General features: G+C 60.2%; 22 protein-coding genes and 2 pseudogenes. 9 read left to right on the top strand and 15 right to left on the bottom strand.

The features are described 5' to 3' along the window. Window positions 1-408: 408 nt before the first annotated feature. Window positions 409-1,308 (bottom strand): fructose bisphosphate aldolase, encoded by a 900-nt coding sequence (locus FHX16_RS23290; RefSeq protein WP_183759166.1) that lies wholly within the window; start codon window positions 1,306-1,308, stop codon window positions 409-411. A gap of 392 nt (window positions 1,309-1,700) precedes the next feature. Between FHX16_RS23290 and FHX16_RS23285 the strand changes: the two genes are divergently transcribed. Beyond that, a complete protein-coding gene (locus FHX16_RS23285) occupies window positions 1,701-2,426 on the top strand; it encodes an ROK family protein (protein ID WP_259130618.1) in 726 nt (241 codons plus the stop codon). 451 nt (window positions 2,427-2,877) lie between these two features. Further along, window positions 2,878-3,073, top strand: a pseudogene (locus tag FHX16_RS23280) (cold-shock protein); the annotation flags it as partial. Between the two features lie 330 nt (window positions 3,074-3,403). On the opposite strand, the gene FHX16_RS23275 reads toward FHX16_RS23280, so the two are convergent. Continuing rightward, the gene (locus FHX16_RS23275; protein WP_259130616.1) at window positions 3,404-4,609 is read right to left on the bottom strand and encodes an ROK family transcriptional regulator; all 1,206 of its coding nucleotides are present in this window, start codon (window positions 4,607-4,609) and stop codon (window positions 3,404-3,406) included. A 214-nt stretch (window positions 4,610-4,823) separates the two neighbouring features. Between FHX16_RS23275 and FHX16_RS23270 the strand changes: the two genes are divergently transcribed. The 6 genes from FHX16_RS23270 (at window position 4,824) to FHX16_RS23245 (ending at window position 10,879) form a co-directional block, all read left to right on the top strand. Continuing rightward, the gene (locus FHX16_RS23270) at window positions 4,824-6,062 is read left to right on the top strand and encodes an extracellular solute-binding protein (RefSeq protein WP_183864102.1); all 1,239 of its coding nucleotides are present in this window, start codon (window positions 4,824-4,826) and stop codon (window positions 6,060-6,062) included. Between the two features lie 72 nt (window positions 6,063-6,134). Continuing rightward, window positions 6,135-7,019, top strand: a complete 885-nt coding sequence (locus FHX16_RS23265; RefSeq protein ID WP_259130614.1) for a carbohydrate ABC transporter permease — start codon at window positions 6,135-6,137, stop codon at window positions 7,017-7,019. Continuing rightward, a complete protein-coding gene (locus FHX16_RS23260) occupies window positions 7,019-7,864 on the top strand; it encodes a carbohydrate ABC transporter permease (RefSeq protein WP_183759171.1) in 846 nt (281 codons plus the stop codon). The genes FHX16_RS23265 and FHX16_RS23260 overlap by 1 nt, the downstream gene beginning before the upstream one ends. Then, the gene (locus FHX16_RS23255) at window positions 7,861-8,883 is read left to right on the top strand and encodes an SIS domain-containing protein (protein WP_183759172.1); all 1,023 of its coding nucleotides are present in this window, start codon (window positions 7,861-7,863) and stop codon (window positions 8,881-8,883) included. Before FHX16_RS23260 ends, FHX16_RS23255 begins: the two co-directional genes overlap by 4 nt. Further along, window positions 8,883-9,812: a PfkB family carbohydrate kinase gene (locus tag FHX16_RS23250; protein ID WP_259130611.1), complete on the top strand. Its 930-nt coding sequence runs from the start codon at window positions 8,883-8,885 to the stop codon at window positions 9,810-9,812. Before FHX16_RS23255 ends, FHX16_RS23250 begins: the two co-directional genes overlap by 1 nt. Then, window positions 9,809-10,879 carry an ABC transporter ATP-binding protein gene (locus FHX16_RS23245; RefSeq protein ID WP_183759174.1) on the top strand — a complete coding sequence of 357 codons (1,071 nt, stop codon included), beginning with the start codon at window positions 9,809-9,811 and terminating at the stop codon, window positions 10,877-10,879. Before FHX16_RS23250 ends, FHX16_RS23245 begins: the two co-directional genes overlap by 4 nt. Here the strand turns inward: FHX16_RS23245 and solA are convergent. The 6 genes from solA to FHX16_RS23215 form a co-directional block, all read right to left on the bottom strand. Beyond that, complete coding sequence (solA, locus tag FHX16_RS23240) at window positions 10,871-12,049, bottom strand: N-methyl-L-tryptophan oxidase (RefSeq protein WP_183759175.1); 1,179 nt, start codon at window positions 12,047-12,049, stop codon at window positions 10,871-10,873. The genes FHX16_RS23245 and solA overlap by 9 nt on opposite strands. Before the next feature lie 9 nt (window positions 12,050-12,058). Further along, entirely contained in the window at window positions 12,059-13,552 is a 1,494-nt protein-coding gene (hutH, locus tag FHX16_RS23235; RefSeq protein WP_183759176.1) for a histidine ammonia-lyase, read from the bottom strand. Then, the gene (locus FHX16_RS23230) at window positions 13,549-14,325 is read right to left on the bottom strand and encodes an ABC transporter ATP-binding protein (protein WP_183759177.1); all 777 of its coding nucleotides are present in this window, start codon (window positions 14,323-14,325) and stop codon (window positions 13,549-13,551) included. Before FHX16_RS23230 ends, hutH begins: the two co-directional genes overlap by 4 nt. 29 nt (window positions 14,326-14,354) lie before the next feature. Continuing rightward, the gene (locus FHX16_RS23225) at window positions 14,355-15,059 is read right to left on the bottom strand and encodes an ABC transporter permease (protein ID WP_183759178.1); all 705 of its coding nucleotides are present in this window, start codon (window positions 15,057-15,059) and stop codon (window positions 14,355-14,357) included. A 9-nt stretch (window positions 15,060-15,068) separates the two neighbouring features. Beyond that, window positions 15,069-15,794, bottom strand: coding sequence for an ABC transporter permease (locus tag FHX16_RS23220; protein ID WP_259130606.1), 726 nt, complete (start codon window positions 15,792-15,794; stop codon window positions 15,069-15,071). A gap of 99 nt (window positions 15,795-15,893) precedes the next feature. Further along, window positions 15,894-16,736, bottom strand: coding sequence for a transporter substrate-binding domain-containing protein (locus tag FHX16_RS23215; RefSeq protein ID WP_183759180.1), 843 nt, complete (start codon window positions 16,734-16,736; stop codon window positions 15,894-15,896). Between the two features lie 191 nt (window positions 16,737-16,927). On the opposite strand from FHX16_RS23215, the gene hutC reads away from it, so the two are divergent. Next, window positions 16,928-17,680, top strand: coding sequence for a histidine utilization repressor (gene hutC, locus FHX16_RS23210; protein ID WP_183759181.1), 753 nt, complete (start codon window positions 16,928-16,930; stop codon window positions 17,678-17,680). Between the two features lie 531 nt (window positions 17,681-18,211). Here hutC and FHX16_RS23205 read toward each other — a convergent pair. The 7 genes and pseudogenes from FHX16_RS23205 to FHX16_RS23175 all read right to left on the bottom strand — a co-directional run. Next, a pseudogene (locus FHX16_RS23205) lies at window positions 18,212-18,331 on the bottom strand (glucose dehydrogenase); the annotation flags it as partial. Window positions 18,332-18,384: 53 nt separating this feature from the next. Next, window positions 18,385-19,188: a phosphate/phosphite/phosphonate ABC transporter substrate-binding protein gene (locus FHX16_RS23200; protein ID WP_183864108.1), complete on the bottom strand. Its 804-nt coding sequence runs from the start codon at window positions 19,186-19,188 to the stop codon at window positions 18,385-18,387. A gap of 317 nt (window positions 19,189-19,505) precedes the next feature. Further along, on the bottom strand, window positions 19,506-19,739 hold the full coding sequence (locus FHX16_RS23195; protein ID WP_183759182.1) for a DUF6429 family protein: 234 nt from the start codon (window positions 19,737-19,739) through the stop codon (window positions 19,506-19,508). Between the two features lie 141 nt (window positions 19,740-19,880). After that, window positions 19,881-20,807, bottom strand: coding sequence for a carboxylating nicotinate-nucleotide diphosphorylase (nadC, locus tag FHX16_RS23190; protein ID WP_405049314.1), 927 nt, complete (start codon window positions 20,805-20,807; stop codon window positions 19,881-19,883). A gap of 1 nt (window position 20,808) precedes the next feature. Then, the gene (locus FHX16_RS23185; RefSeq protein ID WP_259130603.1) at window positions 20,809-22,347 is read right to left on the bottom strand and encodes an L-aspartate oxidase; all 1,539 of its coding nucleotides are present in this window, start codon (window positions 22,345-22,347) and stop codon (window positions 20,809-20,811) included. Continuing rightward, window positions 22,344-23,315, bottom strand: a complete 972-nt coding sequence (nadA, locus tag FHX16_RS23180) for a quinolinate synthase NadA (RefSeq protein WP_183759184.1) — start codon at window positions 23,313-23,315, stop codon at window positions 22,344-22,346. Before nadA ends, FHX16_RS23185 begins: the two co-directional genes overlap by 4 nt. Before the next feature lie 70 nt (window positions 23,316-23,385). Next, on the bottom strand, window positions 23,386-24,288 hold the full coding sequence (locus tag FHX16_RS23175; protein WP_259130599.1) for an NrtR DNA-binding winged helix domain-containing protein: 903 nt from the start codon (window positions 24,286-24,288) through the stop codon (window positions 23,386-23,388). Window positions 24,289-24,316: the final 28 nt, after the last annotated feature.

The raw sequence follows: 24,316 nt of genomic DNA, 5'->3' as shown, positions 1-24,316 counted from the left end.
ATTCAATGTAAAAGTCCTGCCCGACATTTTTGGTAGGTCAACTTTAACGTGCCTTCGGACTGAACAACGTAACGTTTCGAGACGCGGCAAACAATTGACCACGGATGTACTGGAAGTTGCCATTGAGACAGATCGAAGAGGTCGGTGCCGAGGGAGGTGCCGGCCTTTTTTCCGGACGTAGAAATCTCGTGCGTCAGGAGTGGTCTGACGTGGCGGCTCTATTGGCGAAGCGGCGTTTGGCGAAGATTCAAACCCATCAAGGCGAGACAATCGCCCTGCCCCCAGCGACCGCCAGTTCTGATCGTGCACCTGCCTCGGACCGGTGACCGATATTGAACGGAGGCCGACAGGCGACGGCACATCTCCCGCTGCCCCTTTTTCGTGGCTCAAGCTTGTGACATTGGCAATTCAGATTGTGGACGCACTCGCGCTGTAAATTTCGTCGACCGTCCTTGCGAGGCTCGCGTCGAACTCCTTGTCGCTCATCGAGTCTCGAAGATCTTCTGTCAGAGCTCGTGAGAAGCTCGCAATCATGCCGTGGTTGTGGGTGAGCTTCTCGCATGCATCTGCGCGACTGTAGCCACCAGAAAGGGCCACCACCCGAACAACCGACCTGTGGTCGATAAGCGGTTTGTAGAAATCGGAAACGGTCGGAATGGTGAGCTTGATCATCACCCGCTCGCCCACTGGAAGCGCGTCGAGTCCCCGGGCGAGCTCTTCGCGCAGGATCTCCTCCGCTTCCCCCTTGGTGGGGCTTTTGATCGACACTTCCGGCTCTATGATCGGAACAAGTCCGTGACCGATGATCTGCCGAGCTACATCAAATTGCTGCTTCACTACGGCAGCGATCCCCGCCCGGTCAGCGTGAGCAATCACGGACCTCATCTTCGTTCCGAAAATTCCCTTCTTCACGGCACGGGCCAGGAGCGCGTCGAGATCGGGCATCGGCTTCATGACTTGAACGCCGTTCTCCTCGGCAGACAGTCCCTTGTCGACCTTCAGAAATGGGACGACGCCGCGATCCTCCCACAGGAACGACGGGACGGACCTTCCACCGGCATCTCCATCCATCGTCCTTTCAAACAGGATGGCCCCGATGATCTTGTCACCGGTGAAGGCGGGCGCTGTCATGATGCGCACACGCATCGCATGCATGAGTCGAAACATTTCCTCCTCGCCGCTGTAGTTGGAGTCAGCGATGCCATAGAGTCGTAACGCAGCCGGCGTGGACCCACCGCTCTGATCAAGGGCGGCGATGAAGCCCTTCTTGCTGGTCATCTGTGACATCATGCGTTCATCTGCTGTCATTTCCATCCCCTTGGGTAATGCTTGCAAGCGTCCTGGTGTCTAAGATGGTTCACCAGACCGGCTAAAGGCTTCAATTTTGGCTGAGATCGAATGGCGGAGTGTAGTTTACTCCTCGGAAAGTGCTGTTTCAGCAACCCGCGCCAGCGGTTGCCCGAGCCAATGTTTCGGCCAAGCGCGGTGCTGTCAACGATTTTTCCATATCCAGAGTGTGAGAGTGGCTCAGGCGAGTGCCATGCCTTGCCGTGTCTTCGCTCTCATCCGCATAGCGCCGACGCCCGTTCCGGGCCACCGCACTTTGACTTTTGCATGTCGTTTTTTTTGGGGATGACGGCCCCTTTATCAAACGCCGATGAGCGTTATCTAAGTAAGCCGGGTAAGTAAAAAGGGCGAGCATGACGAGCCACATCGAAACCATTGACCGTCGGATTCTTGCCGTTGATATCGGCGGCAACAACATGAAGATTCTTGCCCGTGGTGTGGAAGAGCGAAAAACCAGGTCTGGACCGGCACTCTCAGCCCGGCAGGCGGTCGATGCCATCAAGCTGATGGCGAAAGATATCGACTATGACGTGCTATCGATCGGTTACCCGGGTCCCGTTCGCAACAACCGTCCGTCGCTGGAACCCGCGAACCTCGGGCCAGGGTGGAAAGGTTTTGATTTCTCCCAGGCTTTCGGAAAGCCAGTCAAGCTCGTCAACGACGCCCTTATGCAGGCAATAGGAAGCTACAAGGGCGGGCGGCTGTTGTTTCTCGGCCTCGGAACAGGCCTGGGATCGGCCATGGTGATGGAAAGCGTGGCTCAACCGCTGGAGCTCGCACACTTGCCCTACAGAAAGCAGCTAACATTCGAGGATTATGTTGGGAAGCGAGGTCTCGTTCGACGCGGCCACAAGAAGTGGAAGGAGTCCGTTTTCGATGTTGTCGCACGGCTTCAGGCCGCTTTGCTGCCCGACTACATTGTGATCGGCGGAGGCCAGATCGATGAGCTTGACGAACTCCCCAGCGGCTGCATCAGAGGCGACAACCGTCTCGCGTTTTTCGGTGGATTTCGCATCTGGCAGGACACCTCGATCATCCTTTCACGTGGTCCGGAGGGTGACGGTCTCAAACCTTATTGAGCGTCCCTCGTCCACGGTGAGCCAGACCCACAGCCCCGCGCCAAAGACGCGTCAGACAGCGCGCTAGTAAAGTCGAAACAAACGCCTATAATGGACTGATAAGGTTGAAGAACCGCGTGCCGATATTTCTCATTGCGATATCGCTGGCGAGGGCAGGGCCGATAGCGCCTTCCCCCTCGAGCATGAGAACTCCGCCATCCTCAGTGACCTTGATAGAGGCGCCGTCCATCTCCGGCTAGCAGGCAATGGTCGTCGCGACGATGGACGCAATGTCGGCAAAGGCATTCGAACGAACTGCTGCGTTGGACGATTGAACTGCGAACATTCGTGGAAACTCTTGTTGTCATCCGTTCCTCGTCGTTCCAATGTCGTGAGGCTCCGGCACTTCCAGACCCTGCGATTTCGCTTGCGCAACCGTAAACCGAGCATTCGCTCAACTATGGGAGGATCTATGGCCAAGGGCACTGCGAAGTTTTTCAATTCCGCCAAGGGCTTCGGTTCCATCAAGCCAGATTGGCGGCGATAGAGATGTCTTTGTGCACGTAACCGCCTTCCGGCCGCAGGCCTTTATGAATTACGGTACGGGCAACAGGTTTCCTACGACCGAGCCGGATCGCAGCGGCAAGGCCCCAAAGGCGATCAACCTGCATCTGTGCTATCCGACTTCGGCAGAGGGGAGAGCAAGACCGGTCTCCCGTTCCGCCCTCGCCCGACGGGCACCCAGGATGCTGTTGTTGCAAGAGATCGTTTTTATTTTGGAACCAATGCGGAGGACGCGAGTTCTTTTGGCGCAACGCCCGTTGCATTTGACTGCGCCCCCCTCAACTGCAGTCGAAGGAAACCCGATGCCTATGGCACCGGGTTTCTTTTTTGTGTTATCGCCAAGTCTCCGGCCCAGCAACGATGAGGCAAAAAAGACCCCGAATTTGGTGAATGGCGGAGGTGCCCGGCTGTCGTACCCCTGGCGAGGCTTGATCCTAAAGCGATTCCTTCAGGATGGCCGCAAAGCTCGGATCGAACGCGCGACTGATGGGATCGGCGGCCGCACCGCGTGCGACGGCCCATGAATCCGTCATTCCGAGTTGAAACCGCGGAATGGTCCGGTCCCGCCGGTCTGCGAGGGACGGCGTAAGTGGATGCACAGCCGCGACCAGGCGCTGCGCGAGGGCTTCCGGTGCCCCTCCGCAAAGTATGACGGTCTGCGGGTCGAAGATGGTTTCGATCAGATGGATGCTCCAGCGCAGATCCATCACGGCTTCTTCGATCCAGCTCTCAATTCTCGCGTCGTCCGTTTGCGCCAGCGCGTTAATCGTCGCGTAAACGCCTGTGTCCGCCGGGTCGATCCCCAGATGCTGGTAGAGCGACGCGAGCGAAGCGCGATGCTCGAGCGGAGTCGGGCTGCCGCTCGCCGAAAGCAGGGCCATGCCGATCTCGCCGGCATTTCCGTTGGCGCCGCTATAAAGCTCCCCCCCCAGAATGAGCCCGGCTCCGATGCCGTAGCCCAGGTAGAGGCAAACGGCATGATCAAGCCCGTTCGCAGCACCGACCATGCGCTCCGCAGTTGCACATGCGGCCGCATCGTTTTGCAGGCGAACACTTAGGCCAGTGCCGGTGGAAAGCGTCTCGATCAGCGGGAATGCCTGCCATGCCGCCATCATCCACGGATCGTCGACGGCGGCATCGATGCCGAACGGCCCGGGCATGGCGGCTCCGAGGCCAACCAGACGACGTTCTGATTGTTCAAATATATCAGCAAGATCGAGGCGAACTCTCTCGATAAGCTTCAAGATGAGCGCGACACCGCCGGAGGGACCAATGGGTGGCAAGTTTGCTTCGGCTCGGGCGAGCACGCTGCCGACGAGATCGACGGCGACGGCCCGCGTCACGTGCCGATCGATCTGCAGTCCGATCGCAAACGCACCTTCCGGGACTAGTGCATAGGGTGTCGATGGCTGTCCCCTGCCTTTGCGAACCGCATCCAGCGCGCTTACCAGTCCCTCCTCCTCGAGTTCGTCGATGATATTGGAGATGGTCTGTTTCGTGAGCTTCGTCGCGCGAGAAAGGTCGGCCCGCGACAGGGCCCCGTTCATCCGCAGCGCATCCATCAGCACTCGTCTGTTATGGGCGCTGGTGCCTTCATGATTTGTCCCACTCTTTGCCCTTATGGGCCGCGCATCGTTCATCCTGATTTCCTCTTGACAGCAGTAGAATATTGAAGAACAAATAAGTCAAGAGAATTGACTTAATAAGGAACCACAGAGTTCCGGGGAACGCAGAGAGCGACATGCTCTGACGACGCTCCGCACCTGGCAGCCGCTTCGCCGGCGCCTGTTCGAATGCTGATGGCGGCGACGGCCGCCCTTGGAAAACGGTGAATGTCAAAAACTGGAGGCTGGAATGTTGAAGTCACTACATAAGACGATGCTTGGCGCTGCACTGATCGGCGCGTCCTTCGCGCCGCATGCCTTTGCCGAAACCACGATCAACGCGCTCTTCATGGCGCAGGCGGCCTATAGCGAAGCCGATGTTCGCTCCATGACCGATGCCTTTTCCAAGGCAAACCCGGACGTCAAGGTCAATCTCGAATTCGTCCCCTATGAAGGCCTGCATGACAAGACCGTGCTCGCCCAAGGGTCCGGCGGTGGCTATGATGTCGTCCTCTTCGACGTGATCTGGCCAGCTGAATATGCAACCAACAAGGTCCTCGTCGACGTCACGTCGCGCATAACCGACGACATGAAGAAAGGTGTCCTCCCCGGCGCATGGACAACGGTCCAGTATGACGGAAAATACTACGGCATGCCGTGGATCCTGGACACGAAGTACCTCTTCTATAACAAGGAAATTCTTGAGAAAGCCGGCATCAAGGCGCCGCCCAAGACCTGGGACGAACTGACCGAGCAGGCAAAGACCATCAAGGACAAGGGCCTTCTTGCAACGCCAATCGCCTGGAGCTGGTCGCAGGCGGAAGCCGCGATCTGCGACTATACTACGCTCGTCAGCGCCTACAAGGGTGATTTCCTGAAGGACGGCAAGCCGGCCTTCCAGAATGGCGGCGGTCTAGATGCGCTGAACTACATGGTCGCCAGCTACAAGTCCGGGCTGACAAATCCGAATTCCAAGGAATTTCTCGAAGAAGACGTCCGCAAGGTCTTCCAGAACGGCGATGCCGCCTTCGCGCTCAACTGGACCTACATGTACAACATGGCGAATGACCCGAAGGACAGCAAGGTCGCAGGCAAGGTCGGCGTCGTCCCAGCTCCGGGCGTGGCCGGCAAGAGCGAAGCATCGGCAGTCAACGGCTCGATGGGCCTCGGCGTAACCACAGCAAGTAAGCATCCCGATGAGGCCTGGAAGTACGTGGCCTTCATGACTTCCCAGGCAACGCAGAACCAGTTCGCAAAGCTCAGCCTGCCGATCTGGGCATCCTCCTATGATGACCCAGCTGTCACGAAAGGTCAGGAGGAACTGATCTCTGCGGCCAAGATCGGTCTCGCCGCCATGTATCCGCGCCCGACCACGCCGAAATACCAGGAGCTATCTACGGCACTCCAGCAGGCGATCCAGGAGTCTCTTCTCGGCCAGTCCTCGCCGGAAGATGCCCTGAAATCGGCTGCCGAAAACAGTGGTCTCTGACCGATAGCGACACCCAGGCGGCACATGCCGCCTGGCTTCACCTTGCCAATCCGATGAATTGAGAGACGCCCGATGTACGGCACCTGGATGACGACCCGCGCGTGGCTTTTGATGTTGCCGCTTCTTGTCGTGATGATCGCCGTCATCGGATGGCCCTTGGTCGACACCGTCGGTCTCTCCTTTACAGACGCCAAGCTTGTCGGCACGGCCGGCAATTTCGTCGGCATCGAAAATTATGTGAAGATGATGTCCGGCTCGAATTTCCAGCGGACACTGATAACGACCACCTGGTTTGCGGTCATCTCCGTTGCCGCCGAGATGGTGATCGGCGTTCTTGCGGCACTCCTACTGAACCAGGATTTCCAGGGACGGGCCGTGTTGCGCGCGTTGATGATCCTGCCCTGGGCACTGCCGACAGTCGTGAACGCAACACTCTGGCGACTGATCTATAATCCGGAATATGGCGCCCTCAACGCGGCGCTGACGCAGATCGGCCTCATCGATACCTATCGCTCGTGGCTCGGAGAACCGGGAACGGCGCTTGCCGCACTGATTGTCGCTGACTGCTGGAAGAATTTCCCCCTGGTGGCCCTGATCGCGCTTGCCGCCCTGCAGGCTGTACCCCGCGATATCACGGCTGCCTCGCTCGTCGATGGTGCCGGCGCTTTTGCGCGTTTTCGCTTCGTGATCCTGCCCTATCTCGCCGGCCCGCTGATGGTCGCCCTGGTTCTGCGGACGATCGAGGCGTTTAAGGTGTTCGACATCATCTGGGTGATGACACGCGGCGGCCCCGCCAACAGCACGAGAACGCTCTCGATCTTGGTCTACCAGGAAGCCTTCTCGTTCCAGCGGGCCGGTTCTGGTGCTTCACTCGCACTGATCGTCACACTGCTGGTGACGCTGCTTGCCCTCGCCTATGCGGCGCTGGTGCGCAAGACTGCCGGGAGTGCTGCCTGATGGAACGCAAGAGCCTATGTTTCTCAATCTTCATCCATGCCTGTGCCTTGCTGCTTGCCGCTGTCATCCTGGCGCCTGTCCTGTGGCTCTTTGTCATGAGCATTTCGCCGGCTGCCGATCTTTCCGCCAAGCCGCTACGCTGGTGGCCGCAGTCAGCTGATTTCTCGCGGTACGGCGTGCTTTTGTCGACTCTCGAAAACAGCGCCGGCGCGGCGTTCACCGCGTCGCTGAGGAACAGCATCGAGGTTGCTGGCATAGCAACGATCGCGGCGATTGCACTTGCCATTCCGGCGGGCTGGGCGGTATCGCGCACGCCCTCCGTCGGATGGTCGCTTTCAATGGTGATCGCCACCTACATGCTGCCACCCGTTGCGCTTGCCGTACCGCTCTACATGGGTCTTGCCCATCTCGGCATGCTGAACAACGTTTTTGGCCTTGCACTCGTCTATCTCACGATCCTTGCGCCGTTCACAACGTGGCTCATGAAATCCGGGTTCGATTCCATTCCCAAGGAGATCGAAGCCGCGGCGATGATCGACGGTGCAGGCCTGCTCCAGACCTGGAAGATCATCACGCTGCCGCTTGCCATGCCGGTGGTCGCAACCTCCGCACTCTTTGCCTTCCTGCTCGGCTGGGATGAATTCTTCTACGCGCTTCTCTTCACGTCCGACCAGCGCGCCAAGACACTCACGGTCGCCATCGCCGATCTGGCAGGTGGTCGTGTCTCGGATTACGGCCTGATCGCAACTGCCGGTGTGCTCGCCGCCCTGCCACCAGTTTTCGTCGGTCTCATCATGCAACGCGCCCTGATTTCCGGGCTGACAAGCGGCGGCGTCAAGGGATGACAAACACCATGGAAACGACACGACCCATCGGCCTGATTGCGATCAATCGCGAGATGGAACGCCAGCATTCCGACGCCCTCGCCTCCTTTCATGGCGCCAGGGAGGCCGCAGAGGCCATCGCCGCATCGTTGAAGAAAACCGGAAGGCTCCTCCTCCTCGGCATGGGCGGATCACATGCGGTTGGGCGCGCTGTCGAGCCGCTCTACCGGGTGATCGGCATCGATGCGATCGCCCTGCCTTTGTCTGAGCAGCTCGGGCAGCCGCTGACGCTTGACGGCAGAACCGTCATCATCACCTCTCAATCGGGCGAGAGCGCCGAGGTCGTGCGCTGGTTCTCGGAAACCGGGGGCAGCCCGGACACGTTCGGGCTGACGCTCGAGGACGGATCCTTCCTGGCCCGCACCGCAACGTCCCTTGTCGGCGCCGGTGGAACGGAACTCGCCTTTGCTGCAACGCGCAGCCTGACGGTCTCGTTTGCCCTTCATCTTGCGGTGCTGGCTGCCCTTGGCGAGGATCCCGCCGCAGCGCTCGCTGCACTTACCGCACCGGAAGCGCCAAGCATAGATCCTGCCCTTACCGCCTTGAGCCGGGTGGCTACGGTCGTTACCTCGGGCCGGCGGCTGCAGGGCCTCGCAGAGGCGCTGGCGCTCGGCCTGACCGAACTCTCCCGTCGACCCTGCTTTTCACTGGAGGGCGGGCAGTTGCGGCACGGACCGATGGAGATGCTCGACCCGGCGATCGGCGTCGTTCTCTTCAGGGGACAGGACAGCACGGCCGCTCTGGTGACAGCCATGGCCGTATCAGTCGTCGAGACCGGTGCACCCGTTGTCATCTTCGACGCTTCTGGAGACGACCCTGTTCCGGGTGCGGTCACCATCGGCTTCAAACCTGCATCCGGTCTTGCCGCAATCTTTGCGATGCTGCCTACTGCCCAGCGTCTGATGATTGCCTTCGCCGACGCCCGTGTTGACAACGCCGGCACGCCGGTGCGCTCGACCAAGATCACCCGGAGCGAATGATGCGCCCTCTTGCCGTCGTCGGAAATGTCAATGTCGACCTCATCCTTGGCCCAGCCGCACCCTGGCCGAAGGCGGGTACCGAAATCATCGTCGACCATGACGAATTGCGTGTCGGCGGTGCAGCCGGCAACAGCGCCCTTGCCTGGGACGGGCTCGGCATTCCCTTCGAAATTGCCGCAAATGTCGGCAATGACCAGTTCGGCAAATGGCTCAGCGAGACTTTCGGGAAGCGCGCCCTTAACTGGCCGGTTCGCCCGGAGCAGACGACGCTTTCGGTCGGCATCACCCATCCCGACGGCGAGCGCACCTTCTTCACGACCCGCGGTCACCTCCCACGCCTCAGCCTGTCCGATGTCCTTTCAGTTCTCGATGGCACGCGGCTCGCCGGAGGCTGCCTGCTGCTTTGCGGATCGTTCCTGACGGAGGACCTGACACGGGACTACGAGGCCTTCTTCGATTGGGCGGACGCGCATCGGATCGACGTTGCCCTCGACACAGGCTGGCCGCTCGACGGTTGGACCAGCGAAAACTGCGATGCCACGCGACGCTGGCTATCGCGCTGTGCGATCGCGCTTCTCAACGAGGTGGAGTCGACCACGCTTTCCGGCCTCGACAATCCCGCGCAGGCAGCCGCCGAACTCCGATCCCATATGCCAGATGGTGCGATCGTCGTCGTCAAGCGCGACGCGGATGGCGCCCTTGCCATCGGAGCCGACGGACAATGCATCTCGGTGGTCGCCCCGATCGTCACGGTCGTCGATACGATTGGTGCCGGTGATGTCTTCAATGCCGGCTTTCTTGCGGCATTGACGAGAGGGATGCCGCTTGCCGCCTGCCTAGACATGGGGACACAGGTTGCCTCTCGGGCCATTTCCACCCTTCCACGCAGCTACGGCAGCGAACCCGCATCCAAGGACATGGCTCAATGAGTGCGCTCGAAATCAAAAACATCCGCAAAACATACGGCGATGTCGAAACGCTAAAGGGCATCGACATTGCGCTCGAAAGCGGTGAATTTCTGGTATTGCTCGGCTCGTCAGGCTGTGGAAAGTCCACCCTGCTCAACATCCTTGCCGGATTGGCTGAGGCAACGAGCGGCGACGTTCGCATCGGCGGCCGCTCCGTCCTTGGAGTGCATCCGAAGGACCGCGACATCGCCATGGTCTTCCAGTCCTATGCCCTCTATCCCAACCTGACCGTGCACCGCAATATCGGTTTCGGTCTGGAAATGCGCAAAGTTCCGGGAGAGGAGCGCGACCGTGCGGTACGCGATGCCGCGAAGTTGCTGCAGATCGAAAGCCTGCTCGAGCGAAAGCCAAGCCAGCTGTCGGGGGGTCAGCGCCAACGCGTGGCAATCGGCCGGGCGCTGGTGCGCAAACCGGAGGTCTTCCTCTTTGACGAACCACTGTCCAATCTTGATGCGAAGCTGCGCATGGAGATGCGAACCGAACTCAAGCGCCTGCATCAGATGCTTAAGACAACGGTCGTCTACGTAACGCATGACCAGATCGAGGCGATGACGCTTGCCAGCCGCATCGCAGTGATGCGTGACGGGCGGATCGAGCAGCTCGGGTCGCCATCCGAAATCTACGACCGACCGGCAACCCTCTATGTCGCCACCTTCGTCGGCGCACCACCGATGAACCTTTTGCGTGTTACCGCACGCCGCAGCGAGCTTCAGGTCGACGGCAGCGACATGGTGCTGCCCATTCCGCGCGGACTTGAAACGAAGCCAGGCGACGGCATGAAGCTGATTGCGGGGATTCGTCCGGAAGCATTTGGACCCGGCTCGTGCGAGCATACGATCGAGGCGACATGCGAGGTCGCCGAGCTGACCGGCCCGGAACTTGTGGTGACCGCCCTTGCTGGAACGCAGCGGATCATGGCCTGCCTGCCGCCGCGCACCCTGTTGGAAAACGGCCAGCGGCTGACGCTATCCTTCGCCGCAGAGGCAATCCACCTCTTTGACGCCGAGAGCGGACTGCGCCTAAACTGACGCTGCCCCAGACCCGGCTTTGCCGGTAGCCACGAAGCGGTTAAGGGCCTTGAAGGAAAAGGCAGAAACGGGAAGACCGGTTTCCCCCTGAAGCGCCAGGTCGGCAAGAATTTCGCCGACCACACTCGTGAACTTGAAACCGTGTCCCGAGCAGGGCGAGGCGACCACCACATTCGGATTGCCCGGAGCAAGATCTAGCAGGAAATCCTCGCTGGGAAGCATGGTGTAACGGCAGGTCACCGTGTTCACGCGCTGACCGGCCGCTCCGGGCACGCGCTTGCCGACGAAGCCGTCAAGGAGCGCCGTATCTCTGTCGTTCACCGGCGGATTTTGCTGGTTGGGATCGATCGGCTCACGGAAATGGGCGTGCCGGCCGATCTTCACCCCGTCCACCCCGATTGCGGGAAATCCGAAGAAGGAGCCCTCCGCCCCTTCGTCTCGCAGGAAACACGGCATGCGCTGCGGCTGGGTCAGGAAGCCATCCTTCGGCTGATACCATGCGACCACTTGGCGGATCGGGGTCGCCAGTGTTCGCAACTCCGGAACAAGCTCGGCGATCCACGACCCGGTGGCAACCACGACCTTCCTGGCGCGATACTGACCATCTGCGGAGCGGATCGTCACGCCCACATCGTCAGGTTCGATTGCAATCACACGTTCCCCGAAATGAAGGACAGCACCATCCTGTGCCGCAAGCTTGAGGTAGCCCATTACCGCCAGTTCCGGCCGGAGATAGCCGCCTTGCGGATCGAGGACCGCGATCTCCTCGTCATCGAGCTGGAAGGCGGGAAATCGTCTGTTCATTTCCTCCTTGTCGAGGATCTGGTGCGCCAGGCCGTGCATCTGGCAGGACGCACGGGTTCCTGACACGATCTTGCTGTCGCTTGCGCCAATCTGGAGGACGCCGGTGATTGTCAGGATTTCCGCCCGAAGCCGTGCTTCAAGCACGTTCCAGTTTCGATAGGCGCGCCGCAGCAACGGAACGTAGGACGGATCCTCGAAATAGCCAAGCCGGATGAGGCGGCTGTCTCCGTGGGACGAGCTCAGCGCATGAGCCGGATAAAAGGCATCGATGCCGATCGTTTTGGCGCCCCGCTCGGCGAGAAAGGAGAGCGTGGCAGATCCCATGGCACCAAGGCCGATCACGGCTACATCGAATAGAGCTGTCATATCCGTTTCCTAAATCATGTCCGGAGGCGCTTCGGTGCGGATCAGCATTCGAAGGGCTTCCATGTCACCGGCCAGGGGACGATCGTCACCATAGTTCGAAACGACCTTGCGCGCTGTGCGATGGATTGCCTCGGTCCCCTTGGCCCGGTTTGCGGTCGGCTCAAGAAAATCGTGTGCCTGGGCAGCCGCCATCAGTTCGATTGCGACGACATACTCGGCGTTGTCGATGACCTGCAGAAGCTTGTTTGCCGCTGCAGTGGGATGAGCAAGGAAATCTTCCTGCAGACCTGACGTCAGGCCGCCGTCGGTGGAAGCGGGTGCCGCCAGCCTGCGGTTCTCGTTGCTGAGTGCGGCGGCCGTATATTGCGCGATCATGAAACCCGAATTGCTGCCGGCGTCCCTTGCCAGGAACGGCGGCAGACCGCTGACAAGCGGATTGACGAGCCGGTCCATACGGCGCTCGCTCATTGCCGATATCTGGGCGATGGCAATCGCAAGGCTATCACATGCCTGCGCAAGAGCGGGCGCGACGGCGTGCGCCTCGGACGAAACCACCGGGTCGTCAGGTGTGCCCGAGATAGCCGGATTATCGGTCACCGAGGCAAGTTCGCGATCGACGACATCTGACGCATTGGCAAAGACGTCGCGGGCGGCGCCATGCGCGTGTGGGACCGAGCGCAGGCTGAGGGCATCCTGGGTTCGCTTGCCAAGGGCAGCCGTTACCAGGCCGCTGCCAGCCAGCCGACGGCGCAACGATGCACCAACCTCGGCGATGCCGCGCGACGGACGCAGGGCCAGCACGGTTTCGTCGAAGGCAGCCATCTGGCATCCGGCGGCCTCGAGGGTCAGCGCGGCAACCGCATCTGCCCAGTCAAGCAGGTGGAGGACCCGTGAGAGGGCAACGCTTGCCAGGCCGGTCGCGCAAGCCGTGCCGTTGACGAGGCTGAGCCCCTCCTTGGCGCGAAGCACGAGCGGTGCAAGGCCAATGGCGCTAAGCGCCTCGCCACCCTTCAGGGTCTTGCCCCTCACCTTTGCGCTTCCCTCGCCAATCAGAACGAGTGCGGTGTGGGCATTGTGCGTCAGGTATCCGGCCGAGCCTTTCGAGGGCACGTCCGGAATGAGATCATGATCCAGGAAGGCAGTCAGATACCGGAGGATGTCAGTCCTGACGCCCGAATGGCCGTGAGCGAAGTTTGCAATTTGAGCCGCCAGGATCGCTCGAACCTCCCGTGGCGCCAAGAGCTCGCCGACACCACAGGCGTGACTGAGGACGATGTTGCGCGACAGGCGGCTCTGCGAGCTGCGGTCGACAACTGTATCCGACAGGGCACCGACGCCGGTATTGATGCCGTAGGCACGCACGCCGGTCTCGACGATCCGCTCGACGATCCGGCTGGCACTCTCCACACGTGCCAAGGCGGAAGGAGACAATGCAAGCGCCTCCCCGTTCGCGACGCGCGCAACGTCACGCCAGCCGATGCAGGTCTCGACGACAACAGTCATTGCCCTGTCCCGAAATGACCGATGAACTGGCGAAAAGCCGGCGTTGCGCTCCCACCGAACATCTCGTCGGGCGTACCGCTGCTTTCGACCAGCCCTTCCTTCATGAAGACGACGCGATTGGAGACGTTGCGGGCGAAGCTCATTTCGTGCGTGACGACAAGCATGGTCATGCCCTCCTCCGCCAGAGAGCGCATGACCCGCAGCACCTCGCCAACAAGCTCTGGGTCGAGAGCCGAGGTCGGCTCGTCAAACAGCATGACCTTCGGCTTCATCGCAAGCGCACGGGCAATGGCGGCACGCTGCTGCTGGCCGCCGGACAGATGCGCAGGATAGGCGTGCCGCTTGTCGGCTATTCCGACCTTCTTCAACAGGACCTCCGCCTCGGCAATGCACTCCGACCGAGGGCGTTTGAGCACATGCACCGGCCCCTCGATGACGTTCTGCAGGATCGTCATGTGTGACCACAGATTGAAGGACTGGAACACCATTCCGAGTTCCGATCGAATATGATCGACCTGTTTCTGGCTGGCAGGACGGCTCGTGCCGCCCTTGTGGATCATCCGGATCTGTTCACCGTCGACCCAGATCTCGCCATCGGTTGCCGTCTCCAGGAGGTTGATGCAACGTAGGAAGGTGGATTTGCCCGAGCCCGAGGCCCCGAGCAAGGAGATGACGTCGCCATCCTGAGCATCGAGCGAGATGCCCTTCAGGACCTCGTGCGTACCGAAGCTCTTGCGGATGTTGCGGACGGAAAGTCGGGTAACGCCTGGCATGGAAGCTCCAATCGTGTCCGTTCAGTCTCTCAGGCCTTCAGCGCCGGCGGAACCGCACGACGATGACGCGAGAGCGAATATTCGAGCAGGGACATTGCCTGCAGGATGATGAAGTTGAGAACGAGGTAGATGATGGCCGCACAGAGGAACACCTCCATCGTGCGATAGGTTTGCGAGATCAGACGCTGTGCCACGCCTGTCACCTCCCAGACCGTCACAAGGCTTGCAAGCGCTGTCGACTTCATCATCAGGACGATCTCGGTGGAATAGGCCGGGAGCGCGTGCCGGAATGCAATTGGCGCCAGGATGCGGCGAACGAGCAGAGCGCCGGACATTCCGATCGAGCGGGCGGCCTCGATCTCGCGTGGCGAGACGGCGCGAATTCCTCCGCGGAAAATCTCGGCCGAGTAGCCCGCGGTGCAAAGCGCAAGAGACAGTACGGCGCAGACAAACGGCTCTCGCAGGAACGGCCACAGGAAGGAGTAGCGGATGAACCCGAACTGGCCAAGGCCGTAGAAGACGAGAAACATCTGGATCAACAGCGGCGAGCCGCGGAAGACGAAGATGTAGCCCTTTGCAAATGCGGAGAGTACCGGGTTGCCGCCGACACGCATCCACACGATCAGCAGCGCAAGAAGACCACCGACAAAGACAGACAGAGAAAACAGCGCCAAGGTCATCGGAACGGCCTTGAGCAGGGTTGTCATTGTCTGGAGGAGAAAAGCAAAGTCCATGATGTCACCTCACGCCTTTCCCATGGCCGCTGTCGGCATGCTGCGATTGGCGCGCCGCTCGGCGCCATTGAAGATGCGGTCGGAGAGGCTCGTCAGGACGAGATAGAGGATGCCGCCGACAATGAAAAACAGGAAATACTGCCGCGTCGAACCAGCCGCGACCTGACTGGTGCGCATCAGTTCGGCGAGACCCGTCACCGATATCAGTGCCGAATCCTTGAGGCTGAGCTGCCACACGTTTCCAAGGCCTGGGACGGCAAAACGCAGCACTTGCGGGATGATAACCCGGCGAAACCGAAGGCTGCTGTTCATGCCGATGGCGTTGGCCGCTTCCAGTTCACCTTTGGAAATGGCAAGGTATGCCCCGCGAAACACCTCTGCCTGGTAGGCGCCCGATATGATGCCGACCGCGAGCGCACCGGCGAGAAACGAAGGCATGCCCAGGAAGCCCTCATAGCCCATGGCCTTGCCGATCGAGGTGACGGCGGACGAGCCCCCGAAGTAGATCAGATAGATGATCAAGAGTTCAGGCACGCCGCGAAAAACGGTCGTATAGACGTTGCCGAGGGTAACGAGAGCCGCTTTTCCAGAGAGTTTTGCGGCAGCGATGATCGCCCCCAGCGCAGCTCCGATCGCCAGCGCGCTTGCAGTCACGCACAACGTCATGAGTGCTGCAAGCAGGAGAAGCGCACCCCATCCGGTCGAGCCGAATCCAATCAGTTCCAGTGTTGCCATGTCATGTTCCCCGCGCCCGCCGCAAACCCGGCGGTGTCAGAATAGCATGCGGTCTCCGGCATCATGGCCGGAGACCGTGATGTCCGGCCTTGCCGGAAATCAGTTCTGCGGGCTGACGTCGACCTTAAACCACTTCATCGACAGCTGCTTCACAGTCCCGTCGGCAAGCGCCGACTTGATCGCTTCGTTGAACTTGTCGCGGAGATCCGTGTCGGCCTGACGTACGCCGAGGCCTTCGCCCTCGCCCCAGATCGGGCCGACGATTTCAGGGCCGGTGAAGGTCAGGCTGTCGTTTGCGGACTGGAAGGCATTGGCGAAATAGACGGCATCGTCGAAACCGAGATCAATGCGTCCGTTCTGAAGGTCGAGATCCCGGTCTGCGCCGGTCTTGTATTCGCGGATTTCTGCGATGTCGCCGAAATTGTCGTAGACGAACTTCGCATAGACCGTCGCCGCCTGAATGCCGATCGTTTTGCCCTTGAAGGCTTCCTTCAGCGCATCGACCTCCTTAACGCCGGTCTGGCCGGGCGCCATCTTGATCGTCGCGCCGGTTCCGGCTGCTTTGGCGAGCGGGCTATCCTTGGCGGTTGCGAAGGCCGCGGGCGTCGCAGCATAGGGGATCGTGAAGCCAATGACCTTCTTGCGGTCATCGGTAATCGACAGTGCATCCATGATGACGTCGAACTTGCCGGCATTGAGTGCCGGGATCATGCCGTCCCAATCGGAGGCGACGAGCGTGCATTCGATCTTGGCGCGCTCGCACAGGATCTTTGCAAGCTCAGGCTCGAAACCGCCGAGCGTGCCATCGGCATTGGTCATGTTCCAGGGCGCATAGGCACCCTCCAACGTGATCGTTGCAGCCTTCCAGTCCTTGGCGGCGACCGGACCAGCAAAAGCAGAAAGCGCGACAGCGCCAGAAAGAAGAAGCGTGCGGAATGTCATTGGTTGATTCTCCTCTGAAGTGACTGTTGACCTTGCGGTCCGATACCGTTCTTCGCCGGCTTGCCCGATGTCGACTTTGATCTGGTCGATCTTTCGAGAGGTTGTATATGGTACCATATGTGATATTTTGTGTTATGCAAGTGGAAAGTCGACGGCCTGAGCGGATTCCGCCGCTGCGAAAGGAATAGCCAATGAAGCGTCAAAGCGAGATGAAGCGGGACAACGATACCGCACCGCTCTACGCCGGCGTCAAGCAGATGATCCTCGACCGCATCCATAGCGGCGAATGGCCCCCAAAGCACCGCGTCCCTTCCGAAAACGAGCTCGTGACGGAACTCGGCGTAAGCAAGATGACAGCCAACCGCGCCCTGCGCGAGCTTGCTAGTGAAGGCGAGCTTGTCCGCATCCAGGGCGTTGGCTCATTCGTCGCTGAGCGCAAGGGTTATTCCGCCCTCTTCGAAGTTCGTAACATCGCCGAGGAAATCACCGAGCGAGGCCATACCCACGAGGCATCCGTGGTAATTTTGGCGCGGGAAACCGCCTCTCCGGAGACAGCCGACGCTCTCGAGCTCGATATCGGGGCACCCGTGTTCCACTCCCTGATCGTGCACAGCGAAAACGGCGTCCCAGTCCAGATCGAGGACCGCTTCGTAAACCCGGCAGCAGCGCCCGACTACCTGGCTCAGGACTTCAAGTCACTGACGCCCAACGCCTATCTGACCACAGCTGCACCACTCAGCGGATCCGAACACATTGTCGAGGCGGCAATGCCGCAATCCTGGGAATGCAAACTGTTGACAATCCTTAAGAACGAACCGTGCCTGGCAATTCGCCGCCGCACATGGTCCGGGCGACAGGTTGTCTCCACTGCTCGCCTTATCTACCCCGGCAACCGGTATCGACTGGAGGCACGAACAGGTAAAACCTTCGAAGAACAGCCGTAGTTGTATATGGAAGACGGTCTTTTCGTGCCGCCCGCAGACGCTCGACACCCCGCCCGAAGCAATCGAACCACATCCATTGGAGCAAACTCGGGTTTCCGAAACTGACCGGGGCTCGCGGTGATCGGGATCGTCGCTGGCTACCGCGCCTTAGATCTCTGCGTTGACGTTACACTGTGGCGGCAACAGCCGGGGCGGCCCGCAAAGGCAGCAATGATTATTGCCTGAGCGAGCACCGCGGCCACTGCATAGCCGCTCTGCACAAAACTTTTTTCCAAATGGTCAAAAAAAAGCGGCATAACGATCAGGGCTGATGCACATGGCGGCTTTCCTCCCAGTTCCGCCGCAGCAGCTGTTCACCTCTGGAGGTTTTTGACCTTCACAGATTATGGGTGGCGGTTTTTCCGTCGGCCCTTTTTTCGTTCTTTCCTCGGAGCGTGGTGCAACTTGGCTTGCTTTGAACCGGAGGCTGCTGTCAGTCGCGTAACTGATCGCAGCCAAACGAATGATACATCAGTCCCCCGGTATCCATCCTCAAATATCGAATGCGCTCGGCAGGACCACGACGTCACGGATTGTGACGTTACGGGGCCTGGCGAGCATAAAGAAGATCGCGTCCGCGACCTCGGAGGGGTCGATCAACGCGCCGGCTTTTCAAACGTTCTGTTGAAAATCGGGCTGCACGGGCCAATTCTGGTCTAGCCGGATTAAAACGGGAGGTTCCTCTCAGGGTCGACACACAATCCGAGCTGTGCAAGTACCGCCCTCATCAATGCAACAACCTCCGCCGAAGTGTGCCGGGAGGTAATGAACGGCAGTCCCTTACGCGGTTTCGTCCATCCCACGACCTGGACGTCCCGTGCCGCTGGTTCAAACCGCTTCGCCAGAAGAAGCGTCTTGCAGTCAATAGCAGCGACATCTGCGCCCCCCTCGGCGATAGCTACGATCGACTGGCGGTGACTGCCTGTCTGGACGCGCTGAGAGAAGATCTCGATGGTTTCTCCCATCGCCTCGAGGTCAGACAGCAGGGCTTGGAGGCCTGACATGGAGCTGAGATCGTTAAATGCAAGCCTGCGTCCGCGCAGCTTACTCATCGGAATTTGGGCGATACCATCCGGCGACACCAATATGTCTTGTCCATCCCGACGCATGATGATTGCGCTTGAGTAGAACGGACCGCAACCTCCCTCGATACCTTCGTAGCTCGGCTGACCAACGATCTGAACATGATCCGCAACACCGCGCTCCAGCGGTCCCCAGCATGCCTGTGCGAGGAAAAGCCCGGGATGTAACCAGAGCCCTTTCAAATCGAGATCGTCCGCGGGAAGATTTGCCGGATCGGAAGCGATGACCTTGCCGGCCTCATCCAGGATGCCTCCCGGCACCGGAGGAAGGTCGCCGTTGGTTCGGGCAAGATGGTCAGGCGCCGTCACGCCGCGCGAGCGAAGAGACTCGCGAAGTCGCTCCCATTGTGCATTGGTCTCTTCCCGGACCTCGGGCCAGTCATACATGGGTAGGGAGGCAACCAGATTTAGCTGCAATGAAGGACCTCTCTTCGCTGTCTACGCTAGAGATGCGGTGGCACCCCACGGTTTCGCAATAGGCAGTTTTGCCCGTCCGACAAATAAGTCATCGTGCAATCAGTGCATCAAGCCCCTCGGAGATATCGCGGCGCGCACTGACTTTCAAACAAGTCACATTATCGAAAACTTTTCAGATACTTATAGATCTTTGTTCGAAATATAGACGAGGACCGGAGGTATTCCAAGCATCCGATGAAGCTGCCCGCATATCTCGTGCAAGGGCCGTTGAGGAAATGGCTCCGATGCTATTCCGGATTCCGCATGAACATTAACCGAAACAATTCTCTCGAGCGCTCCAGCCCTTCCTCTGTCAGGAATACCGATTTCGACTTGTTTACGGGATCGTGGATCAATCCTTTCCTGTAGAGGCGATCGGTCACCGCCCAGTCGAAGCTCTTCCACGCGCGCCGTTCATCATGAAGGGTGAGCCACATGAGCGCCAGGACAGCATCATCGATCTTGTCTTCGTCAACGGTCATGCCCTCATCCTAGCACGGCTGACAGTCGGGATCTCCGAACGCCACCGCACGGTCCTCGCCGCCAGATCGTGCCTTTCCCAGAAGCGGCGGCAGCGTCGTCAGTGTCGCGGCCCTTCGCGGATGGGCCTGCAGTCAACTTGCCTACCGACGACAGGTAAGGGACAGGGCTGCGAATCCCCTCGCCGACGTCCCGTTTGACAGTCGCCCGCTCAGTTGTTGGGGTGGAGCATCCAGTCCGATATCAAGCGTCGGCGCGCTATGGGTACACCAACCGACCGATACAAGATCGATTCCCGAGGATGCGATCATCGCTACGGTTTCGGGCGTAACCCTCCCCGATGCTTCCGCAATGGCACGCCCATCGATGATCGAAACGGCTTCGCGGAGTTGTGACGGCGTCATGTTGTCGAGCAGGACAGCATCGACACCCTCCTCCATGGCCTCGCGCAGCTGATCCAGCGTATCAACTTCGACCTCGATCTTGACCATGTGGCCGACGCCGGCGCGGGCGCGTCGAATTGCGTTGACGACACCTCCTGCGATCGCAACGTGATTGTCCTTGATGAGGACGGCATCATGGAGGGCGAAACGGTGGTTCATTCCGCCGCCGGCACGAACTGCGTACTTCTCCAGCGCGCGCAACCCCGGCGTCGTCTTGCGGGTGCATGCTATCGACGCCTTTGTCCCGGCAACGGCGTCAACGAGGTTCGCCGTCACCGTCGCGATGCCTGACAGATGCCCCAGAAAATTGAGCGCCGTGCGCTCGCCGGTCAGGATGCCGCGCGACGGCCCGCTGATCGTCGCGATCGTATCACCGGGACTTACCCGACGACCGTCCTCCACCTCCCGCGTCACTGCAATCGTCGGATCGACGAGCTGGAACGCGAGTTCCGCAGCATCAAGACCAGCTATTGTCCCGGGCTGCCGCGCGACCATGAGGAACGACGACTGGTGGTCCGCAGGGATGACCGCAGCCGACGTAACGTCGCCGGCAAGCCCAAGATCTTCAATAAGCGCGGCGCGCACCATCGGTTCGATGACAATACGAGGCAAGGGAGCAAGGGACATGTCAGGCACTCCTGGCAAAAGACTGGATATTGGCATGCGCGGCATCAAGAATGTCCGCGAGCGTCATGAACCGGCGGGTTGCAGCCGGCAGCTTTGATGGAAAGTCTGTTCGAGCATGCGCGCCACGGCTTTCCTCGCGAAGCATCGCGAAGACGGCGATCGCCAGGGCGACAATAGCCGGATCGGCTGTTAAAGTTGTGCCTTCGGCGATCGGCAACAGCGTGGAAATCGCCGTCCGAAGGGAGGCCGCGTTGCGCAGGACGCCGAGGTTAGCCGAAACGGTACCCCTTACAGCAGACGCGTCCGGCGCCTGCGAAGGAGGCATCGATCGAACCCGTCGAATGGCCCCTTCGACGGTGCCGCTGAGATCTTGCGCGGCCCGTACGCCGAGGACGGCGGCTTCGAGCAAGGAATTGCTTGCCAGACGGTTGGCTCCGTGGAGACCCGTTGACGCGGCCTCCCCGACAACCCAAAGTCCCGAAACCGAGCTCCGGCCCCTCGCATCGGTTGCAATTCCGCCCATGTGGTAGTGAACGGCCGGGCGAACGGGGATAATGTCAGAGCCCGGGTTTATGCCTGCCTCGCGGCATAGCGCATCGATGGTCGGGAAGCGGGTGGCGAACCGATTGCCAAGTGCCCCACGAGCATCGAGGAAGACGCCTCGCCCCTTTGACAGCTCGGCACTGATGGCACGCGCGACGACGTCGCGTGGCGCAAGTTCCGCCCCAGCAATACCCGACATGAAGCGCTCTCCCCGGTCGTTGAGGAGGATTGCTCCCTCGCCCCGAACCGCCTCACTCACAAGGGCAAGCGGACGCCGCGCCGAATCGAGTCCTGTCGGATGAAACTGTACGAATTCCATATCGGCAAGCACTGCGCCGGCCCTCGCAGCCAATGCAATGCCCTGACCGAAGTTGCTGACCGGATTGGTCGTGGAGTCGTAAAGGCCTCCAATCCCGCCCGTCGCCAACACCACCCGGTTGGTCGCGATGGCCGTGAGCTGCGAAGCCCTGGACACGACCACGCCGCTGACGGTCCCATCACATGTCAGAAGGGAGCGCAGCTCGGTCCCATCAAGAACGGTGATCGAGGGCGTTGCCGCAACGGCCTCAAGAAGTGCGGCGACGACGGCCGCACCTGATCCGTCTCCGGAAGCATGCACGATGCGGCGACGGGAGTGAGCTGCTTCGAGCCCTAGCACCAGGTGCCCTAAGCTGTCCCGGTCGAACGTGACACCTGCCCGCTCCAGACTAGCAATGACCGCCGGACCCTCGGCGACAATATCAGCGGCAACTAAGGGATTGCAGAGGCCGTCACCGGCCGCGAGCGTATCAACGAGATGCAGATCGGCCCCGTCATCCCTACCTAGACTTGCAGCGATCCCGCCCTGCGCCCAGGCGCTTGATGTGTGTTCTCCGATTGCCCCACGGGTGACGAGCACGACCGGTTGCGGCGAAAGCGTAAGGGTTGTCATGAGGCCGGCAAGGCCGCTTCCGACGACGACGACCTTGCCGTTCAAATCGTCGAACCGCCCGATCATATGGCGAGCATCCGCTCAACGGCCCGCCTTGCAGCGACGGCTACTTCCGGGTCGACAGTGACCTCGTGGCGATTCTGCTCGAGGGCTGTGCGGATGTTCGCCAAGGTGATCCGCTTCATGTGCGGGCAAAGATTGCAAGGGCGAATGAATTCGACATCAGGATGATGGACGGAAACATTGTCGCTCATGGAGCATTCCGTCAGCAGCACAACGCGAGCCGGGCGCCGCTGTCCGACGAAGTCCGACATGACCGCAGTTGACCCCGCAAAATCGGCGGCCGCGACGACATCGGGCGGACATTCCGGATGTGCCAAAACCGTCACGCCCGGGTGGTTTTCACGAAGTTGCCTGACATCGTCTGCCGTAAACAGCTCGTGGACCTCACAGTGACCGTGCCAGGCGAGCACCTCGACATCCGTTTCACGCGCGACGTTGCGAGCGAGATATTCATCTGGGATCATCAGCACGCGCGGTACGCCGAGCGATTCAACCACCTGCTTCGCATTACCCGACGTGCAACAAATGTCGGACGCGGCCTTCACGGCCGCCGAGGTGTTTACGTAGGTAATGATAGGCACGCCTGGATGTGCCTTGCGCAAAAGCGCCACGTCCTCGGGCGTGATCGAGTCAGCAAGCGAACAGCCAGCTCCCATATCCGGAATGAGGACGGTCTTGCCCGGGTTGAGGAGCTTGGCTGTCTCGGCCATGAAATGCACGCCGGCCAGCACGATCACGTCGGCCTCGACGTCGATGGCCTTGCGCGCAAGAGCGAGACTATCGCCAACGATGTCGGCTACACCATGGAAAATCTCGGGTGTCTGATAGTTGTGAGCAAGGATGACCGCGTTGCGTTTTCGCTTGAGATCGAGGATCGCCTCGACGTCGTCTTCGAACGACATCCACTCTGCTTTCGGAATAACACGCTGGACGCGCTCATAAAGGGAGGACGCGGAAACGTTGCGATTCATGGCATGCTCCAATTTATACTCTCTGTGAGTATATCGTGGACGCAATAGATATTCTCCTTATGAGCATATGTCAACCGCGTGAAATGGGAAGCCTGGATCCGGACAGCTCGCGCTCTTCACGCACAGCATGGCGATAACGGAAAAGTTTCGCGGGCCGGCCGCCCGTTTCGCTCATCCTCTCGCCAGTTTCCTCGACAAGGTCCTGCTGTTCGATCAATCGCCGGAAGTTCTGCTTATGGAGCGTCAGCCCGGCGAGAGCCTCGACGCTGCGTTGCAATTGCAGCAAAGTGAAGCTCTCGGGCATGAGCTCAAAGACGACGGGGCGATACTTGATCTTTGCCCGCAACCTCGCAATCGCCGTTGCGAGGATACGCCGATGATCGGCAAACATTGTCCGACCGGCGTTGGCATCCATCTCCCTACCCGACTCCGCGACCAGACCCGCTTCATAGAGGAGCTCGTACCGCTGCAAGACAAGATCCTCATTCCACCGCGCGCCGCCGAACCCGAAGGCAAAACGTGCTCGACGCATTCGGTCCTGTTGCCGGTGCGGATCCCGCTCGGCCCATGCCGTCAGACGAGCTTCGATACGATCCGTGTCGGCTGGTCGCCCTGACCGCCGGTCCTCCCAGGGAAAATAGCTGTACCAGCCCTGCCAGCCAGGCCGACCACCACCCCGAGCGGCCTCTTCATGCACAAGGCCCAGGTAGCTTATCGAAATCGTCCTGCCGCCAAGGATCTCATTGTTCCTGTCGCGGTCAGCGAAGGTGTAGAGCTGCTCCAGATAGCCGACCGGATGGCCGGTCTGGTCCTGAACCCATTCACGCAACCCGCTTTGCAAGGTTCTATGACCCATCTCGAAGGGCCCCGATGGCAATGCCTCGCCGGCGCGAATGGTCATGACACGTGGCTCGGTGCCTGTAACGGCAACAAGGACGGCGATCAATTCGGCGTGGGCAAACCCGATCGTCACTGGCTTACGAATCCATCTCTTCAGCTGC

The sequence above is a fragment of the Rhizobium sp. BK661 genome, from assembly GCF_024808825.1.
Taxonomy (GTDB): domain Bacteria; phylum Pseudomonadota; class Alphaproteobacteria; order Rhizobiales; family Rhizobiaceae; genus Rhizobium.
Note: the sequence above shows the minus strand (reverse complement) of the source record. Positions and strands in the feature narration are given on the sequence as shown.

Bases quoted from the DNA above. Each gene is read 5' to 3' on its own strand.
- hutC (WP_183759181.1), top strand. From the start codon at position 16,928: ATGAAGCGTCAAAGCGAGATGAAGCGGGACAACGATACCGCACCGCTC.
- FHX16_RS23220 (WP_259130606.1), bottom strand. From the start codon at position 15,794: ATGGCAACACTGGAACTGATTGGATTCGGCTCGACCGGATGGGGTGCG.
- FHX16_RS23260 (WP_183759171.1), top strand. From the start codon at position 7,019: ATGGAACGCAAGAGCCTATGTTTCTCAATCTTCATCCATGCCTGTGCC.
- FHX16_RS23230 (WP_183759177.1), bottom strand. From the start codon at position 14,325: ATGCCAGGCGTTACCCGACTTTCCGTCCGCAACATCCGCAAGAGCTTC.
- FHX16_RS23195 (WP_183759182.1), bottom strand. From the start codon at position 19,739: ATGACCGTTGACGAAGACAAGATCGATGATGCTGTCCTGGCGCTCATG.
- FHX16_RS23215 (WP_183759180.1), bottom strand. From the start codon at position 16,736: ATGACATTCCGCACGCTTCTTCTTTCTGGCGCTGTCGCGCTTTCTGCT.
- FHX16_RS23245 (WP_183759174.1), top strand. From the start codon at position 9,809: ATGAGTGCGCTCGAAATCAAAAACATCCGCAAAACATACGGCGATGTC.
- FHX16_RS23255 (WP_183759172.1), top strand. From the start codon at position 7,861: ATGACAAACACCATGGAAACGACACGACCCATCGGCCTGATTGCGATC.
- FHX16_RS23275 (WP_259130616.1), bottom strand. From the start codon at position 4,609: ATGAACGATGCGCGGCCCATAAGGGCAAAGAGTGGGACAAATCATGAA.
- FHX16_RS23290 (WP_183759166.1), bottom strand. From the start codon at position 1,308: ATGACAGCAGATGAACGCATGATGTCACAGATGACCAGCAAGAAGGGC.
- FHX16_RS23250 (WP_259130611.1), top strand. From the start codon at position 8,883: ATGCGCCCTCTTGCCGTCGTCGGAAATGTCAATGTCGACCTCATCCTT.
- FHX16_RS23270 (WP_183864102.1), top strand. From the start codon at position 4,824: ATGTTGAAGTCACTACATAAGACGATGCTTGGCGCTGCACTGATCGGC.
- FHX16_RS23285 (WP_259130618.1), top strand. From the start codon at position 1,701: ATGACGAGCCACATCGAAACCATTGACCGTCGGATTCTTGCCGTTGAT.
- solA (WP_183759175.1), bottom strand. From the start codon at position 12,049: ATGACAGCTCTATTCGATGTAGCCGTGATCGGCCTTGGTGCCATGGGA.
- FHX16_RS23265 (WP_259130614.1), top strand. From the start codon at position 6,135: ATGTACGGCACCTGGATGACGACCCGCGCGTGGCTTTTGATGTTGCCG.
- nadC (WP_405049314.1), bottom strand. From the start codon at position 20,807: ATGTCCCTTGCTCCCTTGCCTCGTATTGTCATCGAACCGATGGTGCGC.
- FHX16_RS23200 (WP_183864108.1), bottom strand. From the start codon at position 19,188: ATGTATGACTGGCCCGAGGTCCGGGAAGAGACCAATGCACAATGGGAG.
- FHX16_RS23185 (WP_259130603.1), bottom strand. From the start codon at position 22,347: ATGATCGGGCGGTTCGACGATTTGAACGGCAAGGTCGTCGTCGTCGGA.
- FHX16_RS23225 (WP_183759178.1), bottom strand. From the start codon at position 15,059: ATGGACTTTGCTTTTCTCCTCCAGACAATGACAACCCTGCTCAAGGCC.
- hutH (WP_183759176.1), bottom strand. From the start codon at position 13,552: ATGACTGTTGTCGTCGAGACCTGCATCGGCTGGCGTGACGTTGCGCGC.
- nadA (WP_183759184.1), bottom strand. From the start codon at position 23,315: ATGAATCGCAACGTTTCCGCGTCCTCCCTTTATGAGCGCGTCCAGCGT.